The sequence below is a fragment of the Oceanicaulis sp. LC35 genome (genome assembly GCF_052055585.1).
Taxonomy (GTDB): domain Bacteria; phylum Pseudomonadota; class Alphaproteobacteria; order Caulobacterales; family Maricaulaceae; genus Oceanicaulis.
Map to the genome: position 1 here is coordinate 1,104,439 of NZ_CP170485.1, position 17,602 is coordinate 1,122,040.

The 17,602-nt window shown below is 62.6% G+C and carries 15 protein-coding genes and 1 tRNA gene; 9 read left to right on the top strand and 7 right to left on the bottom strand.

The genetic code is table 11. The features are described 5' to 3' along the window. Positions 1 to 78 precede the first annotated feature (78 nt). On the top strand, positions 79 to 1,143 hold the full coding sequence (gene queA, locus ACFELO_RS05200; RefSeq protein ID WP_440959894.1) for a tRNA preQ1(34) S-adenosylmethionine ribosyltransferase-isomerase QueA: 1,065 nt from the start codon (positions 79 to 81) through the stop codon (positions 1,141 to 1,143). On the opposite strand, the gene ACFELO_RS05205 is transcribed toward queA, so the two are convergent. After that, the gene (locus tag ACFELO_RS05205) at positions 1,140 to 1,298 is read right to left on the bottom strand and encodes a hypothetical protein (RefSeq protein WP_440959509.1); all 159 of its coding nucleotides are present in this window, start codon (positions 1,296 to 1,298) and stop codon (positions 1,140 to 1,142) included. The genes queA and ACFELO_RS05205 overlap by 4 nt on opposite strands. 117 nt (positions 1,299 to 1,415) lie before the next feature. Between ACFELO_RS05205 and ACFELO_RS05210 the strand changes: the two genes are divergently transcribed. Further along, entirely contained in the window at positions 1,416 to 2,129 is a 714-nt protein-coding gene (locus tag ACFELO_RS05210; protein WP_440959510.1) for a hypothetical protein, read from the top strand. Here ACFELO_RS05210 and ACFELO_RS05215 read toward each other — a convergent pair. Next, positions 2,117 to 3,664: an acyl-CoA carboxylase subunit beta gene (locus ACFELO_RS05215; RefSeq protein ID WP_440959511.1), complete on the bottom strand. Its 1,548-nt coding sequence runs from the start codon at positions 3,662 to 3,664 to the stop codon at positions 2,117 to 2,119. The two genes, ACFELO_RS05210 and ACFELO_RS05215, sit on opposite strands and share 13 nt — an antisense overlap. A 32-nt stretch (positions 3,665 to 3,696) precedes the next feature. On the opposite strand from ACFELO_RS05215, the gene tgt reads away from it, so the two are divergent. After that, positions 3,697 to 4,824 (top strand): tRNA guanosine(34) transglycosylase Tgt, encoded by a 1,128-nt coding sequence (tgt, locus tag ACFELO_RS05220; protein ID WP_440959512.1) that lies wholly within the window; start codon positions 3,697 to 3,699, stop codon positions 4,822 to 4,824. Here tgt and ACFELO_RS05225 read toward each other — a convergent pair. Then, the gene (locus ACFELO_RS05225; protein ID WP_440959513.1) at positions 4,821 to 5,453 is read right to left on the bottom strand and encodes a hypothetical protein; all 633 of its coding nucleotides are present in this window, start codon (positions 5,451 to 5,453) and stop codon (positions 4,821 to 4,823) included. The genes tgt and ACFELO_RS05225 overlap by 4 nt on opposite strands. Before the next feature lie 108 nt (positions 5,454 to 5,561). On the opposite strand from ACFELO_RS05225, the gene ACFELO_RS05230 reads away from it, so the two are divergent. The 3 genes from ACFELO_RS05230 (at position 5,562) to ACFELO_RS05240 (ending at position 8,537) form a co-directional block, all read left to right on the top strand. Continuing rightward, a tRNA-Lys gene (locus ACFELO_RS05230) sits at positions 5,562 to 5,637 on the top strand. A gap of 148 nt (positions 5,638 to 5,785) precedes the next feature. Next, on the top strand, positions 5,786 to 6,247 hold the full coding sequence (locus tag ACFELO_RS05235; protein ID WP_440959514.1) for a YybH family protein: 462 nt from the start codon (positions 5,786 to 5,788) through the stop codon (positions 6,245 to 6,247). Between the two features lie 139 nt (positions 6,248 to 6,386). After that, positions 6,387 to 8,537, top strand: coding sequence for a methyl-accepting chemotaxis protein (locus tag ACFELO_RS05240; RefSeq protein WP_440959515.1), 2,151 nt, complete (start codon positions 6,387 to 6,389; stop codon positions 8,535 to 8,537). Between the two features lie 7 nt (positions 8,538 to 8,544). Here the strand turns inward: ACFELO_RS05240 and ACFELO_RS05245 are convergent, their stop codons facing one another. The 4 genes from ACFELO_RS05245 to recQ form a co-directional block, all read right to left on the bottom strand. Beyond that, the gene (locus tag ACFELO_RS05245; RefSeq protein WP_440959516.1) at positions 8,545 to 8,850 is read right to left on the bottom strand and encodes a hypothetical protein; all 306 of its coding nucleotides are present in this window, start codon (positions 8,848 to 8,850) and stop codon (positions 8,545 to 8,547) included. A gap of 86 nt (positions 8,851 to 8,936) precedes the next feature. Beyond that, positions 8,937 to 9,647: a TorF family putative porin gene (locus ACFELO_RS05250; RefSeq protein ID WP_440959517.1), complete on the bottom strand. Its 711-nt coding sequence runs from the start codon at positions 9,645 to 9,647 to the stop codon at positions 8,937 to 8,939. Between the two features lie 93 nt (positions 9,648 to 9,740). Then, positions 9,741 to 11,117 carry an ammonium transporter gene (locus tag ACFELO_RS05255; protein ID WP_440959518.1) on the bottom strand — a complete coding sequence of 459 codons (1,377 nt, stop codon included), beginning with the start codon at positions 11,115 to 11,117 and terminating at the stop codon, positions 9,741 to 9,743. Positions 11,118 to 11,659: 542 nt separating this feature from the next. After that, entirely contained in the window at positions 11,660 to 13,495 is a 1,836-nt protein-coding gene (gene recQ, locus ACFELO_RS05260; protein ID WP_440959519.1) for a DNA helicase RecQ, read from the bottom strand. Positions 13,496 to 13,613: 118 nt separating this feature from the next. Between recQ and ACFELO_RS05265 the strand changes: the two genes are divergently transcribed. The 3 genes from ACFELO_RS05265 to ACFELO_RS05275 all read left to right on the top strand — a co-directional run bounded on the left by ACFELO_RS05265 (position 13,614) and on the right by ACFELO_RS05275 (position 17,592). Beyond that, positions 13,614 to 14,822 carry a CaiB/BaiF CoA transferase family protein gene (locus tag ACFELO_RS05265; RefSeq protein ID WP_440959520.1) on the top strand — a complete coding sequence of 403 codons (1,209 nt, stop codon included), beginning with the start codon at positions 13,614 to 13,616 and terminating at the stop codon, positions 14,820 to 14,822. 153 nt (positions 14,823 to 14,975) lie between these two features. Next, complete coding sequence (locus ACFELO_RS05270) at positions 14,976 to 16,043, top strand: OmpA family protein (RefSeq protein ID WP_440959521.1); 1,068 nt, start codon at positions 14,976 to 14,978, stop codon at positions 16,041 to 16,043. A gap of 256 nt (positions 16,044 to 16,299) precedes the next feature. Continuing rightward, on the top strand, positions 16,300 to 17,592 hold the full coding sequence (locus tag ACFELO_RS05275) for a cystathionine gamma-synthase family protein (RefSeq protein WP_440959522.1): 1,293 nt from the start codon (positions 16,300 to 16,302) through the stop codon (positions 17,590 to 17,592). Positions 17,593 to 17,602 lie beyond the last annotated feature (10 nt).

The window sequence follows — 17,602 nt, forward strand, 5'->3', positions numbered from 1 at the left end:
GCGTTCTGTCTCGATGGCTGGCGGGCGGTCAATGAGGTGCGTATATCACCGCCAGCTTGAAGGAAGGTTATGACCCAAATGAGACTGACCGATTTTGACTTTCACCTGCCCGAGGACCGGATTGCGCTGCGTCCGGCCCGGCCGCGCGACAGCGCGCGCCTGTTGCAGGTGAAGGATGGCGGTCTGTCTGACCTGGGCGTGCTCGACCTTCCGAACCTGCTCGAACCGGGCGACCTTCTGGTCTTCAACGATACCCGCGTCATTCCTGCAGCGCTGACAGGCGTTCGCCCGGCGCGCGCCCATGGCGGCGGTGGAGATGTGGAGATCGAGATCAATCTGCACAAGCGTGATGACGAAGCCGTCTGGCGCGCCTTTGTGCGTCCGGCCAAGCGCCTGAAAGAGGGCGACACGCTGCAGTTCAAGGGCGGGCTGACCGCAGAAGTGTCCGAGAAACGCGAGGGCGGGGAGGTCGTTCTGACCTTTGATCGTGCGGGCGTTGAACTCGACAAGGCGATCGTTGAGGCCGGGGCGCCGCCGCTGCCGCCCTATATCGCGTCCAAGCGCGCCGCCGATGCCGCTGATCTTGAGGACTATCAGACGGTCTATGCCGCGCCGGACAAGGCGGGCTCGGTCGCTGCGCCGACCGCAGGCCTGCACTTCACCGATCATCTGTTTGACGCGCTCGACGCGCGCGGCATCAAGCGCACCCATGTGACCTTGCATGTGGGGGCGGGGACTTTCCTGCCGGTAAAGACCGAGGATTTGTCCGAGCATCAGATGCATGCCGAATGGTATTCGGTCAGCGAAGAGGCGGCGCGGATGATTAACGAGACCCGCAAGGCGGGCGGTCGCATCATCGCCGTGGGCACCACTTCGGTCCGCACGCTGGAAAGCGCAGCGGACGAAGACGGGACGGTCCGCGCCGAAGCGCGCGACACCGCGATCTTCATCACGCCGGGCTATCGCTTCAAGGTGATCGACGCGCTGATGACCAATTTCCACCTGCCCAAATCCACGCTCTTCATGCTGGTCAGCGCGCTGGCGGGATATGAGGAGATGAAGGCGGCCTATGCTCACGCCATCGCTGAGCACTACCGCTTCTTCTCCTACGGCGATTCCAGCCTGCTCTGGCGGAAGGGCTAGGCGCCTGCGCCGCAAACGCCGCCCGCATCCACCTCGTCATAGCCCTGTCGGCTGAGATAGACGGCGCAGCCGCAAGCAAGCTCCGGATCGGCTTTCACGGTCTCTTCGTTATCCAACACCATCAGGCACAGATATTCGTACTCGTCTTTCATCATGGCAGGCTCCTTTTTGCGGGGCTCATCCTGCGCCTGCCTGATGATCACGGTCCAATCGATAGTTTGTGTGCGTGCCAGTGAGGGGCTCTATAATGGGGGCAGCACAGGAGCAGACTAATGCCGGTAATCTGGACGGAATGCCTTGAGGGAAGCGGGGTCTGGCGCGCGGTCTATGACTGCCCGACCTTTGGTGAGGTGAACGCGCTGGCGATCCGGCTCGGTGAGCTGGAGCTCGCGGTTCTCAGCCCGCCGCCGGATCCTGAGGGCGTGTACCTGGAGGCTCTGAGCCATCTGGGTCGGGTCACGGCGCTGATCGCGCCGAATGCTGCGCATACGTCCGGTCTGGCGAGCTGGAAACAACGCTGTCCGGATGCCGGGATCTATGCCGCCGACGCGGTCACCGCGAAAGTGGCGAAGGCGTGTGGTGAGACGGTTCAGCCGGTCAGCCGGATGATCTGCCCGGAGGGCGTGATGATCTATGCGGCCCCCGGCGTGACCAGCGGCAGCCTGTTCATGATTTCAAGCCGGGGCGGAAAGATCGTCGCTTATCTCGATGAACTGGTCGTCTGCATGCGTGACTGGCCGCGCAACTGGCTTTCAAAAGCGCTCTATTTTCTGACCGGAACGCATCCGGGGCTGACCCTCAATTACCTCTTCCTGCACTGGTTCGGGAAGGACAAGCTCGCGCTCCTGACAGACGCCGAAAAGATTGCGCAGCGAGCGGACATGATTTGCGGGGCGCACGGGATGACCGTCGAGGACATTGAAGACCTCAGCGGTGTTCACTCGATGATCCGGTTGGAACGCGAGCTGCGCGATCACGGGCGGTAGCGCGTTCCAGGCTTGTCGCGGGTGCGCAGCTTGGCGGTCAGGTTGGCGAACTCGGTCAGGAGCGGCCTTGTCTCGGCGGGGTCGATGATCTCCTCGATCCAGAACCGCTCGGCGGTCTTGAACGGATCGGAGAGGTCCTTCATCCGGGCGCGCAATTCGGCTTTCAGCGCTTCAGGATCCTCGGCCTTTTCCAGCACCGATTTGAACGCGGCTTCCACCCCGCCCTCAAGCGGCAGCGAGCCCCAGTCGCCCGACGGCCAGGCATAGCGATAGCGGAAGCGGGTATGGTCCATCATCGCCGCGCCCGCCACGCCATAGGCCTTGCGGATCAGCATGGTGCACCAGGGCACGCTGGCCTGATAGATCGCTGACAGGGCGCGGGCGCCATGACGGATCGTGCCGGCGCGCTCGGCGCGGGTGCCGATCACAAAGCCCGGCACATCTACGAAATGCACCACGGGCAGGCGGAAGGTTTCCGCCAGATCCACAAAGCGGATGATCTTTTGCGCCGCTTCCGCGGTCCAGCCGCCGCCATAGACATTGGGATTGCTGGCCAACACCGCGACGGGCCAGCCATCGAGCCGGGCGAGGGCGGTGATCACCGAGCTGCCGAAATGACGGCCCATCTCGAACACGCTGCCCTGATCGAGCGTCGTATTGAGGATGGCGCGCATGTCATAGCCAAAGCGCTTGTCCTTGGGCACGATCTCGCGAAGGCTGTCATCCTGACGCTTGGGATCATCACTGGGGGTTATGCGGTCCGCCGCATCGCCAGCCATGTCAGGCAGGTAGGAGAGGAACCAGCGCGCCGCCTCCATGGCGTCCGCTTCACTGGCATAGGCGTCATCCGCGGCGCCCGCGGCGAGCTGCAGGTCTGAACCGCCCAGCTCTTCCTTGGTGACATGCTCGCCCACGCCCGCGACCACGGGCGGGCCGGTGATGAACATTTGCGACTGGCCCTTGACCATCACGCAATAGTGCGAGGATACAGCCCGCGCCGCGCCCAGTCCCGCCACGGGGCCAAGCGCGAGGGAAACCACGGGCACGCGTTCGAGATTGGCGACCACCTGATCCCAGGCCGGATTGAAGGGGACATAGCTCGCGCCCATGTCGAGAATGGATTTGACCGAGCCGCCGCCGCCCGTGCCCTCGATCAGCCGGATCAGCGGCAGGCCCAGCTCGCCCGCCATCTTTTCCGCTTCGATCTGCTTTTCGACGATCGCGGCGTCTGCGGCGCCCCCGCGCACCGTGAAATCATCGGCGACGACGGCCACAGGGCGCCCGCGCACCGTGCCGCGCCCGAAGATGCAGTTGGCCGGGGAGAAATCCTCAAGCCCGCCATCGCTGCCCGCGCGTGCTTTTCCGGTAATGGAGCCGATTTCGCGAAAACTGCCCGGATCGAGTAAAAGGTCGAGCCTTTCCCGCACGTTGAGGCGACCTGCCGCCTTCTGACGGGCCAGTTTTTCCGCCCCGCCCATGTTATGGGCCAGCGCCTGACGCTTGCGCAAATGGGCGATTTCGTCTTTCCAGCTCATTCAAGTCACTCCCGCACTATCGCCAGGTTCTGATGCCCAGCTTCGATTTCGATCTTCACGCCACGGATGGCGCCGCCCGCACCGGTGTTCTCAAAACCCCGCGCGGAGATATCCGCACCCCCGCCTTCATGCCCGTGGGCACGGCGGCGACGGTGAAGGCGCTCTATCCTGAACAGGTTAAGGAAGCTGGCGCGGATATCATACTGGGAAATACCTATCATCTGATGCTGCGTCCCGGCGCCGAGCGGGTGAAGCGTCTGGGCGGGCTGCATCATTTCATGCGCTGGGACGGCCCGATCCTGACGGACTCAGGCGGGTTTCAAGTCTGGTCGCTGTCGGACCTGCGCCAGATGAGCGAGGAAGGCGTCGCGTTCAAAAGCCATCTTGATGGCTCAAAGCATATGCTGACGCCCGAACGCTCCATCGAGATCCAGGCCGACCTTCTGGGCGCCGACATCTCCATGCAGCTTGATGAGTGCACGCCCTATCCGTGCGAGCGCGATGCGGCGGCGAGCTCCATGCAGCTCTCGCGGCGCTGGGGGAAGCGTTCGAAAGAGGCGTTCGGCGAGCGGTCAGACCAGGCGCTGTTCGGCATTGTCCAGGGCAGCACCTATGAAGACCTGCGCAGGGAGAGCGCGGAAGGGCTGATCGAGATCGGCTTTGACGGCTACGCCATTGGCGGCCTCGCGGTGGGCGAGGGGTTCGAGATGATGTGTCAGGTGCTTGATGTCACCACGCCGCATCTGCCCCATGAGCGTCCGCGCTATCTGATGGGCGTGGGTAAACCGATTGACCTTGTGGAAGCGGTTGCGCGCGGCGTGGACATGTTTGACTGCGTGCTGCCCACGCGCTCGGGCCGTCATGGTCAGGCGTGGACGGACTGGGGGCCGGTGAACGTGAAGAACGCCCGCTTCGCCGAAGACACCCGCCCGATGGATGAAACGCTCGATTGCCCGGCCAGCCGGGATTATTCGCGCGCCTATCTGCACCATCTGATCCGGGCAGGCGAATATCTGGGCTCGATGCTGCTGTCCTGGCACAACATCGCCTATTTCGAGAACCTGACCGCGCGCATGCGCGCCGCCATCGCGGCGGGCGAGTTCGAGGCGTTCCGCGCCCGGTTCCACGCCCGCATGGCCGAAGGCCCGGACGCGATCTAGTCAGCGTCTTCGGGCGTGTTGAGCAGATTGTAGGCGCTCATCGCTTCGATCAGGGTGTCACGCTCACAGCCCTCTACATCAAAGGCGCCGCGTAACCAGGCGCGGCGTTTTTGCGCCAGTTCCTGTTCCAGGCGGGCGGCGGCTTCAATCTCGCCTGCGCGTCCCAGAAAGCGCACGACGGGGCGTACCGGGTTCAGCCCCACAATCGTGTCGCGCGCGGCATCCGCGGCCAGATCCGGGGCGTCCTCGGCGATCGAGCTGGCGAACCGGGACGAGCGATCCATCATGCTTTCATCCTCGTCTTCATCACCAGGGGCGGCGTCTTCAGCGGCGGGCGCCTCCACATCCGGGCCCAGCAGGCTGGTCAGGCGGGCAATGTCGCGCGCCACGGTCGCACAGCTTAGCGCTGCGCCGGAACCGCCATAGGGGGTCGGAACCGTCTCGTCGCCATTATCAATGACGATCTGGCCCGGACGTGACCGGGGCAGGCCGACCGTGTCCGAGGCGACAGATTCGGTGCGGCCCAACGGCGTGCGCGGCAAATCGGGCAGGTCCGGCAGGCTGGAACAGCCTGTCAGGATGAGGGCGGAGACAGCGTAGATCTGTGCTTTGAGAAAGGGGCTCTTCATGGTTTTGTCCTATCACGATCACGCAACTGCAAAAGAGGTGTTTTCCCGCATATAGCCGGGTTGACCACTTTCGGAACCGGCTATAGGTTCCGCGCCTCTCGAGACGGAGAGCCGATAGCTCAGCTGGTAGAGCAACTGACTTTTAATCAGTAGGTCCAGGGTTCGAATCCCTGTCGGCTCACCACTTCCTCCCCCTGAAAATTCAGTGTCTGGCGGATAGTGGTGATCCCCGCTTTGCGGGTGTGTTCTCGATCTTTCCTTTATACCCCGGCCCTTTCAAACGTTGACCTGACCTCGGGACGCGCTTCACTCTGTCTGTGTTCAGATAACAGATGGGGCGTCGCATCATGATTGTCAGTGCGCTGGCGGCAGCATTTCTCATTCAAGGGCAGCCTCAGGAGCAGAGTTGCAGCGGCGTCGGCGCCGAGGTGGAGGCGATCTGCGCGGTGCTGAGCGCCCAGCAGGACGCCTGGAATGAAGGTGATATTCCCGGGTTCATGGCCGGGTATTGGGCGAGCGAGGATTTGCGCTTTGCATCCGGCGGCTCTGTCACCACAGGCTGGAGCGCGACGCTGGAGCGCTATCTCGCCCGCTATGACACGCCTGAAGCCATGGGCTGGCTGGCCTTCACCGATCTGGATGTCACACAGCTGTCAGAAGAGGCCGCCTATGTGTTCGGGCGCTGGACGCTCTATCGTGAAAGCGATGAGCCGACGGGCCTGTTCACGCTGATTCTGCGCAAGGAAGCCGAGGGTTGGCGCGTGGTGCATGACCACACGTCGTCAGCAGATTAGGCCGAATCTCACTCATCAATAAATTTTATGCTGAGTAAGTCTCTGAAATCATGGTTGTCAACAAATTCACTCTACAGGTGATTTAGACTTTCATCACAACTTGATCTGCACCCTCGGTTCAAAGCCTTGAGGGTGCATCATGCTTAACAAACTGCCCGTCGCTCACCTGTTTGGCCTGATCAGCCTTGGAGGGTGTCTCTTGCTGGGCGGCGTTCTGGGAACCGCCGCCGTTATCGAGAGCCGGGAAGCGGAACGTCATTCGGCGATTTCCCGCCTTGAAGCTGTTGAGCGCTCACGCCTTTCCTCGATCCGGCACTATCTCGAATACGTCGAGGAAGACGTGCATTTGCTGGCGCACAGCACGGCAGTGATACACGCCATTGAACGCTTTCATGACGCCTGGGAAGAGATGCCAGGCGCGGCAGGCGCCGAGATTCGTCGCCTTTATCGCGATGAGAACCCTTATGCGGGATCTGAACGGATCAATCTCGTCGATGCAGGGGATGGCTCTGAATATTCCGTGGTTCATGAGGACCTGCATCCCTGGTTTCGTGACTATCACGATAAGCGCGAATATGCGGACATCTACCTCTTCGATTTGGAGGGGAATCTGCTCTACAGCACAGAGAAGAAAGATGATTTCGCGACCAATTTCCTGACGGGTCCGTATCGGGACACGCATCTGTCCCAGGTCATGCAACAGGTGCTGGCCATGGAGCCAAGCGAGACGGCTCTGTCAGACTACGCTGAATATGCGCCCGGCGGGGGACTGCCCGCCAGCTTCATGGGGTCGCCGGTTTTCGATCATTATGGCAATCGTCTGGGCGCGATTGTGGTCAAAATGCCCACACACGAGCTTGATCTGCTGATGGCGGAAGACGTGGGTCTGGGAGAAACCGGCGACGCCTATCTGATTGGCGAGGACGGCATTCTGCGCACCCAGCCGCGTTTTCATAACGGCGAGGCGAGGTTGAGCATCCAGCTGCCACAGGACATCGTGCAGATGACCTTTCATGCTGCGGGCGATGACCATGTCATCGAGGCGGATGACTGGCGCGGGGTTCACGCCATGGCCATTGGCGACCATTTCGAGTTCCTGGGCGTTCATTATGGCGTCGTGGTGACCCAGTCTACGCACGAGACCTTCGCTGTCGCACGGGCTCTCGCCTGGCGGATCATAATCACGGCGTTTGTGGTGACGGCTTTGGTTGCGGGGATCAGCTTCTTGCTGGCCCGGAAAGTGGCGCAACCCATAGCCCGGCTGGCGACAACCACGGATCGGATTTCCGGCGGAGAACTGCAGCTCGAGGTGCCGTACGGGGAAGCGACCAATGAGATCGGCGCCTTGTCCAGGGCGCTTGATGGGTTTCGGTTGAGCAGCATCCGGCAGCGGGAACTGGAAGAGAATCAGAAATCGCTGGAGGCGCAGGCCAAGACCGCGCGTCAGACCGAGCGTCGGCGTCTGGCGGATGAATTCGAGACCAAGGTCGGCGGCGTCGTGACCATTGTCAGCTCGGCCGCGACCGAGTTGAGCGCGGCGTCTCAAAGCCTGTCCGCCACAGCGGAAGAAACCTCGGCGCAGACCAAGGCGGTGTCTTCGGCGGCGGGTGAGACGACGAACAATGTTCAGAGCGTCGCCAGCGCGGCGGAGGAAATGGCGGCTTCCATCGCCAATATGCGCGCCCGCGCCCAGTCCACGGCGGACCAGGCCCGACAGGTGAAGGGCGAGGCGGAAAGCACGGTCGAGAAGGTCAGCCATCTGACCCAGGCGGCCAGCCGGATTGGCGAGGTGGTCGATCTTATCCAGTCCATCGCCGAGCAGACCAATCTTCTGGCGCTGAACGCCACGATCGAGGCGGCGCGCGCCGGCGAGGCCGGCAAGGGCTTTGCGATCGTGGCGCAGGAGGTCAAGCAGCTGGCGTCCCAGACTGCAAACGCGACCAAGGACATTGCGGACCAGATCTCCCAGATTCAGTCAGCGACCGGAGAATCGTCAGCGGCGATCCAGAGTGTGGCCGACGTGATCGGCGGCTTGAGCGCGACCGCGCAGGACATCGCAGCAGCGGTGGAGGAGCAGGCTGCGGCGACTACGGAGATCGCACGCAGCGCAGCCGGGGCGGCGGACAATACCCGCAATGTGTCGGACAATATCGATGGCGTTGTGATGGCGGCGACCGAATCCTCATCCGCAGCCGCTCAGGTCAACACGGCATCAAGTGATCTGACGGTTCAGGCGGAAGCCCTGCGCGCGCAGGTGGATGAGTTCCTGTCCAATATCCGCGCGTCCTAGGCCGGGCTCACCAACCGCTCCACCAGCTCAGGATGTGAAGCGCCAGAGCGCCGGCGCCCAGAATCACCCCCAGCCAGGCGACATCCGCAAGGCTGCCCTTGGGGCGTTTAACGGGAGTGTCCTGAAACGGCGCGGGCGTGTCCTGAAGGGAGGAGAGCGATTGCGCGTTTCGCGTCATGCGTCGTCTCAGCTCCTTCTCGGCCAGGCGCCGGGTGCGGGTATTGTATTTCTGGTGCGCCACGAACAGGCGCAGATCCGTTTCGGTCGCGGCGGTCAGGGATGTGTCTGAGGGCAAGCGGAATACGGGACGCATGGCGGCGGCTCTGTGGGCTGGGAAGAGACAGGCAAGCGGCCTGAAACGGTCTTACCCGCTTCAGGCCGCCGTGTAGGGCGTCGGGACTAGAACGACTTGGCGATGGTGAAGACCGCCGTGGCGTCAGACCCGTCGGTATCCTCGCTGGTGTCGATATAGGCCAGAGACCAGTCGACGCCGTAGGCCGCGCCGCCAATCCCGATGGTCCAGTCGATCTTGTCGTCGCCATCGCCATCAAGATCGCCAAAGGCGCCGGTTTCATAACCGATGCCCAGTGACAGGCTGAGGCCGGATTCGCCCAGCGGCGCTGAACCGGAGAGGTTCAGATACAGGTTGTCGTCATCACCGAGATTGTCCTGTTCAGGCGCGTAGGCGATGGTGCCCGTGGTCTCGAGGATGCCGATCATGCCGGTCAGGCTGCCGTAAACTTCGCCATAGGCGACATCATCGGCCCCGGGATAGAAATAGCCGAGCACGCCCACATCATAGCTGAGCGCGCCCACCGTTCCGCCATAACCGGCATACAGGTCGAGCTCGAGTTCGGAATTGCCGACCGGCTCGATGCTCGAGCCCCAGGTGCCGACATAGAAGCCGGACTCGAACGCCACATCGAAACCGCCCTGGATCGCGAGGGTTTCATCGCTCAGGGAAGCGCCGCGGAACCGGTAGTCTGTGGTCAGGGCGACATTGGCGGAAATTTCCTGAGCCTGGGCGGCGCCCGTCATCGGCGCAAGGCAGGCTCCGCCGAGAAGCGCGAGCGGAAGCGCACGTTTGGCGAGAGAAAGAGCGCGTTTCATTGAATTTCTCCATCTTTGGTTGTAGTGTGAGGCAGGGTGCGTTTGCGTTGACGATGCGAGGCGGCCTTGGTGCTGCCGCCTCGCACCAGAGCGTTATTCGGCCGGTTTGACCTTGTCGGGGACGAATTCGGGGTAGGCGCTGTGTCCAAGCTCGGACAGGTCGCCGCCCACATCTTCCTCATCCGGGTTCAGGCGGATGCCCAGGGTGACTTTCAGGGCCAGCCACAGCACGAAGCTGGTGACGAAGACGAATGCCCCGATGGCGCCAACGCCGACAGCCTGGCCGATAAAGCTGGCGTCGGAATTGGTCAGCGGAACCGCCATGGTGCCCCAGATGCCCGCCATCAGGTGGACCGGGATGGCGCCGACCACGTCGTCAAGACGGATGGCTTCGAGCAGCACTGCGCCGAAGGTGGCGATCACCGCGCCGACAGCGCCGATCATGATGGCTTCCAGAATGGTCGGGGTCAGCGGCTCGGCCGTGATGGCGACCAGACCCGCCAGCGCGCCGTTCAGGACGGAGCCCAGATTGGCTTTGCCTTTGCCGATCAGCATGGAGACGATGTAGGCGACCACAACGCCGGATGCGGCGGCCATATTGGTGTTGGCGAAGATCTGCGAGACCGCCGTGGCGTCCGCCGCGCTGCCCAGAGCCAGCTGGGAGGCGCCGTTGAAGCCGAACCAGCCAAACCACAGGATGAAGGTGCCCAGGGTCGCCAGCGGCAGGGATGAACCGTGCATGGCCACCGGCTTGCCGTCGACAAAGCGACCGCGACGCGCGCCCAGCAGGATCACGCCCGCCAGAGCCGCCCAGCCGCCCGTTGAGTGAACCAGCGTGGAGCCGGCGAAGTCGGAGAAGCCGAACTGGCTGTCCAGCCAGCCTGTGCCCCACTCCCAGGAGCCCTGGATCGGGTAGATCACGCCTGCCAGAACCGCGGTGAAGATGAAGAAGGCGCCAATACGCACGCGCTCGGCGACGGCGCCGGACACGATCGAGGCGGTGGTGGCGACAAACACCATCTGGAAGAACCAGTCAGAGGCGCTCGAATAACCGTTGGCTGCGATGTCGATGGCCTCGTCAGCCGCCGTTTCGGACGGGCTCCACATGGAGGGCGTACCGAAGAAACCGCCATGGGCGTCCACGCCCGAATACATGAGATTATAGCCGATGACGAAGAACATCAGGCCGGCGATGGCGTACAGGCCGATATTCTTCAGACAGATCACGGCGGCGTGCTTGGTGCGGACGAAGCCGGCTTCCAGCATGGCGAAGCCGGCGGCCATCCACATCACAAGAAAGCCGCCAATCAGGAACAGAAGCGTATTGAAGATATAGGCGCTTTCCTCGCTGACTTCGGCGAAGGCGGCTTCAGAAGCCAGCGCTGTGAAACTGAGTGCGGTCAGCGCCAGAGCCCCCAGGCGCAAGGCGCGCGCGCGCAGTGTCGTCTGCGCGCCGTTTAAAGTGTTCATGAGTATGTCCTCGGTCGCACGTTGACGGGCCGGGTTCACCCCGGAGCCGGCCTGTCTGATCGAATGAAAGCGACGAAGACCGCCATGAGATAGCGGTTGGGAAAGCCGGTTTGCTTCGGCTGAATTCTGTTTCATTCTTGCCTCCGTCGCGGTTTGCGGCGGCCGGCGGTGCGTCTCTAAGGGCGGGCGCAGCTTGGGCTGCGTCTCTCGTTAACAAAACCTTTGCAGAGTGTTTTTTGCGCCGCAACAAAAAAGTGAAAAAAATATAATCGCACGCAGATGTTTATGGCCGGAACGCAACAGTTCGCCTGAATACAAGATTTGATTGTACAGGAAGAAAGAAGGCGGGCTTTGCCCGCCCTCTAGTTTTAGAGACGACCCCGAGGCCGCTCCTGAACGCTCTCAGTTTTGTGACGCTGCCGCATATAAAAATCACAAACATTCGGACAAATGCGTTATGCGTGCACGGATGGCGAGCGCCAAATCCCGACATTAGAGCGCGAGGGCGCTATTGCGGGCCAAAAATCGCGCATTGGTACGACTTATTGCTCGCTTGCAATTACGGCGAGAAAATCCGCGCCGTATCGTTCCAGCTTGCGAGCGCCAACGCCGAATATTTGAGACAGGGCATCCAGGTTGGACGGTTTTTCCTTCGCCATCTCGATCAGCGTTCTGTCGGCAAAGATGGTGTAGGCCGGTTTGCCGGCCTCCTTGGCCAGTTCAAGCCGTCTCTTGCGCAGTGCGGTATAAAGCGTGCGATCGGTCTCTGACAGCAGCTCGTCGGCGGCGTCGCTGGGGCGGGCGCGCGAAGACCGCACGCCGCGTTGTTCTTCGGGGGGGCGGAGTTTGACGCTCTGCTTCCCAAAAAGGATGTCCTTGCCCTTGGGCGTGATCACCCATTCGCCGTGTCCATCGATGGGCTGGTCTATGGCGCCCGAGGCGAAGAGCTGGCGGAAGACGCTCATCCATTGTTCCTTGGACAGGTCTTCGCCAACCCCGAATGTGGGCAGGCCGTCATGACCACGCGCCAGAACCTTGTCGGTCTTTAGCCCTCTCAGCACGCTGATCAGATGCTCCAGCCCGAAACGCTGACCGGTGCGGGCGATGGCGGACATGGCTTTCTGCGCCAGCACGGTGCCATCGATCAGCTGTGGCGGGTCATCGCACAGATCGCAATTGCCACAGGGTTCGATCTCATCGCCGAAATAGCCCAACAAGGTCTGACGGCGGCATTGGGGCGCCTCGCAATAGGCGATCAGGGCGGAGAGGCGGCGCATTTCCATGCGCTTGCGATCCTCATCAGACTCGCTGTCGCTGATCTGACGCCTGCGCAGAGCCGCATCGCTGAGAGACCAGAGCATCAGCGTGTCCGCCGGGTCGCCATCCCGTCCCGCCCGTCCGATTTCCTGGTAATAGGCTTCCATGGATTTGGGCAGGGCGGCATGGACCACATAGCGGACATCGGGTTTGTCCACGCCCATGCCGAAGGCGATGGTGGCGCACATGACCACGCCATCGCCCTTCACAAACTCGTCCTGGCGGAAACTGCGCGTCTCTGAGTCCAGGCCCGCGTGATAGGACAGGGCGTAAACGTCCTCGGCGCGCAGCTTGTCCGCCATCTCGTCACACGCCTTGCGGCTGGCGCAATAAACAATGCCGGCTCTGTCCGAGCGCGCCTTGACGAAATCAATCACCTGGGCTGCGCCTTGACGGCGCGCGCCAACAGCCAGGTGCAGGTTGGGCCGGTCAAAGCCTGAAACGAATTCATCCGGCGCCTGCTCGAACAGGCGGGCGCTGATGTCCCGGCGCGCTGCGGCGTCTGCGGTGGCGGTAAAGGCGGCGATCTGGGGGCGTCCGGCGGCCTGCGCGAACTCGGAGATGCGCAGATAGTCCGGGCGGAAGTCGTGGCCCCATTGAGAGACGCAGTGCGCTTCGTCCACGGCGATCATGGTCAGGCCTGCGCGGCCCAGCCTTTCTGCGAGGCCGGGAACCGCCATGCGCTCGGGCGCCATGTAAAGAAGCCGCAAGCTACCATCATCCAGAGCGCGCCAGGCGGCTTCCCGGTCATCGGCTTCATCGGTTGAGGTCAGGGCGGCGGCGTTGACGCCTGCAGTCTGAAGCGCACTGACCTGATCGCGCATCAGGGCGATCAGGGGCGAGATGACCACGGTCAGTCCGCCCCGCATCAAGGCAGGCAGTTGATAGCACATCGACTTGCCGCGCCCCGTCGGCATGACGGCGAGCACATCCCGGCCCTGAAGGACGCTGTCGATGATCTCGGCCTGACCGGGGCGGAAGTCGCGATAGCCGAACACCTCGGCCATGGTCTGACGGGCCTGTTCGAGTTGCGGGGAGGGCGTCGAATCGCTGTGCATCATGCGGGCAGGCTAGGCGGCGGAATCCGCGGAGCAATACGCAAGCGCTGCTTGCGCTGGCGCGGGCAGGGGGCTAGCCCAGAAAGTCGAACGCTCGCCGCGTGTTGATAAGGAGACGCCCATGACCCTCGCGCCATTGTCCCATATCAAGGTCCTGGACCTGTCCAGGGTGCTGGCCGGTCCCTGGTGCGCGCAAATCCTGGGAGATCTGGGCGCTGATGTCATCAAGGTGGAAAACCCCGCCAGCGGAGACGACACCCGGCGTTGGGGGCCTCCCTTCCTGAAGGATGAGGCGGGCGAGGATGCGGACGCGGCCTATTATCTGTGCGCCAATCGCAACAAGCGCTCTATCGCCGTCAATATCGCCGAGCCGGACGGGCAGGCGCTGCTCAGGCGTCTGGCGGAACAAAGCGATGTGGTCATCGAGAACTACAAGACAGGCGGCCTGAAGAAGTACGGGCTGGATTATGAGAGCCTGAAGGCGATCAACCCCGAGCTCGTCTATTGCTCGGTGACGGGTTTCGGGCAGACCGGTCCCTGGGCCAGCCAGCCGGGCTATGACTTCCTGATTCAGGCCATGGGCGGTCTGATGAGCGTGACCGGGGATGATGCGCCGACGAAAGTCGGCGTGCCGGCGGTCGACCTGTTCACGGGCGTCTACGCCGCCGGCGCGGTCATGGCCGCTCTGATTGCACGCACAAAAGGGCAGGGCGGGCAGCACATCGACATGGCGCTTTTTGATGTGCAGGCGGCGATGCTCGCCAATCAGGCCGCCAATTTTTTCGTTTCAGGCCGGGCGCCGGGGCGGACCGGAAATTCTCACCCGAATATTGTTCCGTATCAGGATTTCCCGACGGCGGACGGGCGGTTGGCGGTCGCTGTGGGAAATGACGGTCAGTTCCGGTCTTTTGCAGCAGCTCTGGGGCGAGCGGACTGGGCCGATGATTCGCGTTTCAGGCGTAACGCCGACAGGGTGGCGAATCGCGAAATCCTGATTGCGGAAATAACCTTGACCCTGGCGAGTTCGTCCACGGAGAACTGGATGAAGGCGCTGCATGAAGCCGGGGTGCCTTGCGGCCCGATTTTGCAGCTGGATCAAGTGTTCAGCCATGAACAGGCGCAGGCGCGAGAGCTGGCTTTCACCCTGCCCATGACGGGGGTTGGAGCGACGCCGATGATCGCCAATCCCATGCGTCTGTCAGAGACCGGACCGCAATACCATCGGGCGCCGCCCCGGTTCGCCGAGCACACTCAGGAGGTGTTGCAAGAACGCCTCGGCATCAATGAAAACGAATTTCAAAGCCTCCAGAAGCGTTCTGTGGTGCGCTGAGAGGGCGGTAATCGGCTGCATTACAGTGGTGTTGTGCAATTAAATCAGCTATCGATGTTCCCAACACGGAACCAAAGCTCCGGCTGGTGCGTTGGGGTCGATGTTGTACTTAATGCTCACACGAAGGGCGTTTTCCGCCCGGAGGGGGATAGGATGAAAGCAAAGCTTCTTTCGGCAGTCGCCGTTGGGGCCATCCTCGCCGCGCCGTCCATGGCGGTTGCGGACGAAGGTTGGTATGTCAGCGGTGCGCTGGGTTATGGCGCTCCGGGGGACGTTGATGTCTCTGGCGCGCTGAACGGCGAGATCCAGGGCGAAGGTGATATTCGCGAAAAGCTGGCTCTTGGCTACCAATGGGCCAACAACTGGCGTCTTGAGGGTGAGCTGGCTCACCGCTTCAACGACACCGGCGCAGTTGGTCATTTCGAGGACAGCAGCTCGGACTTCCAAGTCTGGTCCGGTATGCTGAACCTCATCTATGATTTCGACACGGGTTCTTTCTGGACGCCGTACCTGGGCGCTGGTCTGGGCTGGGCTCAGTCTGACCTCTCCGCGATGGGTTGGGACACGGGCACCTATTCCCCGGCTTCCACCTACATCACGGTGAACGATTCCGACACGACCCTCGGCTATCAGCTGATCGCGGGCGTCGGTTGGGCTCTGTCGCGTAACCTGACCCTGGACACCGAGTATCGTTACTTCGGTTACGGCGGCACCGATTACGCCCCGAACACGCAACTGGACCGCGTTGGTGGTCACGAGGCCTGGATCGGCCTGCGCTATCTGTTCTCCGCTCCGGAGCCTGCAGCGCCGCCGCCCCCGCCGCCGCCCCCGCCGCCGCCGCCCCCGCCGCCGCCTCCGCCGCCGCCTCCGGCGCCGGAATGTGAAGACGCCGGCTTCGTGGTGTACTTCGCTTGGGACCGTTCCGAAATCTCCAGCCAAGCGGCTGCAGTGATCAACCAGGCGGTCAGCCAGGCTCGCAACTGCGGCGTGGCTTCCGTGAGCATCGACGGTCACGCTGACCGTTCGGGCGCTGCATCCTACAACGTTGGCCTGTCCGAGCGTCGTGCTCGCGCGGTCCGCGATGAAATGGTGCGCCTGGGCGTTCCGGCTTCCGCCATCTCCCTCGAGGCCTTCGGCGAAAGCCGCCCGGCCGTCGAGACCCCGGATGGCGTGCGTGAGCCGCTGAACCGTCGCGCAGAAGTGATGATCGACCTGAACTAGGTCTATCGCACTGGCGAAAGATTGCGGCCCGGGGCGTTTCGCCCCGGGCCGTTTTTGTTTCTGCATGCAGGCCTGAGGCGCTGTTAGGTCAGTCTGGGTGCGTTGCAGCACCCGCTGAGCGGGCGCCGCAGGGCTGGCATCCCTTTCTGGGGGCGGGTTGACCCCGTCGCGCCCGCATCGCAAGTACCTGCCATCACCGACTTACAGTTTACGTCCGGCCGGTCCCGGCGCGGCGTACGGAGCAAGGATCAGTCCGATGAGCAAGCCGGATACCCCCTATCGCAAACGCGCGCTGGGCGACCGCGCGCTGAGCCCTGAAACCCTGATGATGAGCTATGGCTTCGACGCCAAGATGTCCGAGGGCTCCATCAAGCCGCCGGTCTTCCTGACCTCGACCTTCGCCTTTGCGACCGCGGAAGAGGGCGCCGCCTATTTCCGTATCATGGGCGGCAAGAAGGAAGCGGGCGATCCGGAGACGGCCGGGCTTTTGTATTCGCGCTTCAACAACCCGAACATGGAAGTTCTGGAAGACCGTCTGGCGGTGTTTGAAGGCGCCGAAGACGCGCTGGTGTTCTCCTCGGGCATGGGGGCGATCTCCACGGTCCTGATGGCGCATTCGAAGGCTGACGATGTCATCCTGCAATCGACCCCGCTCTATGGCGGCACCGAAACCCTGATCCGCTCCATCCTGCCGCAATACGGCATCGCCAGCGCCGACTTCTTCGCGGGCGCCTCGGAAGAGGAAATCCGCAAGGTCGTGGATGCGGCCATGGAGAAGGGGCGCATCTCGGTCCTCTATTGCGAGACCCCGACGAACCCGACCAACGAAGTCGTTGATCTTCAGCTCATGGCGAAGCTTGCTGACGAGATTGGCGAGCGTCAGGGCCATCGTCCGCCGGTGGTGGTGGACAACACCATTCTGGGCCCGATCGGCCACAAGCCGCTCGAGCTGGGCGGGGATATCGTTGTCTACTCGCTGACCAAGTATATTGGCGGCCACTCTGACCTCATCGGCGGTGCAGCCCTTGGCGATTCAGATCTGATGTTGCCGGTACGCAAGCTGCGCTCGGGCATGGGCACCAATCTGGACCCGCACACCTGCTGGATGCTCGCGCGGTCGCTGGAGACGGTGACGCTTCGTATGCGCGCGGCCTTTGAGGGCGCCCGCAAGGTGGCCGAGTATCTGCGCGATCATCCCAAGGTGAAGAAGGTCCGGTATCTGGGCTTCCTGAAAGAGGGCACGCGCGATTATGAGGTCCACAAGCGTCAGTCCGGCGACATGCACGGCTCGACCTTCGCCTTTGACGTCGAAGGCGGTCAGGACGCGGCCTTCCGCATGCTCAATGCGCTGAAAGTGGCCAAGCTCGCCGTGTCTCTGGGCGGCACCGAGACGCTGATCTGCCATCCGGGCAGCACCACGCACGCCGCGGTGGACAAGGAACTTCAGGCGCGTCTGGGCTTTGATCCGGGCATGGTGCGCGTGTCGATCGGGGTGGAAAATCCCGACGATCTGATCGCCGACTTTGAACAAGCCCTCAAAGACGCCTGAGCCAGAAGGA

Bases quoted from the DNA above. Each gene is read 5' to 3' on its own strand.
- ACFELO_RS05205 (WP_440959509.1), bottom strand. From the start codon at position 1,298: ATGATGAAAGACGAGTACGAATATCTGTGCCTGATGGTGTTGGATAAC.
- ACFELO_RS05270 (WP_440959521.1), top strand. From the start codon at position 14,976: ATGAAAGCAAAGCTTCTTTCGGCAGTCGCCGTTGGGGCCATCCTCGCC.
- ACFELO_RS05240 (WP_440959515.1), top strand. From the start codon at position 6,387: ATGCTTAACAAACTGCCCGTCGCTCACCTGTTTGGCCTGATCAGCCTT.
- queA (WP_440959894.1), top strand. From the start codon at position 79: ATGAGACTGACCGATTTTGACTTTCACCTGCCCGAGGACCGGATTGCG.
- ACFELO_RS05265 (WP_440959520.1), top strand. From the start codon at position 13,614: ATGACCCTCGCGCCATTGTCCCATATCAAGGTCCTGGACCTGTCCAGG.
- ACFELO_RS05275 (WP_440959522.1), top strand. From the start codon at position 16,300: ATGAGCAAGCCGGATACCCCCTATCGCAAACGCGCGCTGGGCGACCGC.
- ACFELO_RS05250 (WP_440959517.1), bottom strand. From the start codon at position 9,647: ATGAAACGCGCTCTTTCTCTCGCCAAACGTGCGCTTCCGCTCGCGCTT.
- ACFELO_RS05210 (WP_440959510.1), top strand. From the start codon at position 1,416: ATGCCGGTAATCTGGACGGAATGCCTTGAGGGAAGCGGGGTCTGGCGC.
- recQ (WP_440959519.1), bottom strand. From the start codon at position 13,495: ATGATGCACAGCGATTCGACGCCCTCCCCGCAACTCGAACAGGCCCGT.
- ACFELO_RS05255 (WP_440959518.1), bottom strand. From the start codon at position 11,117: ATGAACACTTTAAACGGCGCGCAGACGACACTGCGCGCGCGCGCCTTG.
- ACFELO_RS05245 (WP_440959516.1), bottom strand. From the start codon at position 8,850: ATGCGTCCCGTATTCCGCTTGCCCTCAGACACATCCCTGACCGCCGCG.
- ACFELO_RS05225 (WP_440959513.1), bottom strand. From the start codon at position 5,453: ATGAAGAGCCCCTTTCTCAAAGCACAGATCTACGCTGTCTCCGCCCTC.
- ACFELO_RS05235 (WP_440959514.1), top strand. From the start codon at position 5,786: ATGGGGCGTCGCATCATGATTGTCAGTGCGCTGGCGGCAGCATTTCTC.
- ACFELO_RS05215 (WP_440959511.1), bottom strand. From the start codon at position 3,664: ATGAGCTGGAAAGACGAAATCGCCCATTTGCGCAAGCGTCAGGCGCTG.
- tgt (WP_440959512.1), top strand. From the start codon at position 3,697: ATGCCCAGCTTCGATTTCGATCTTCACGCCACGGATGGCGCCGCCCGC.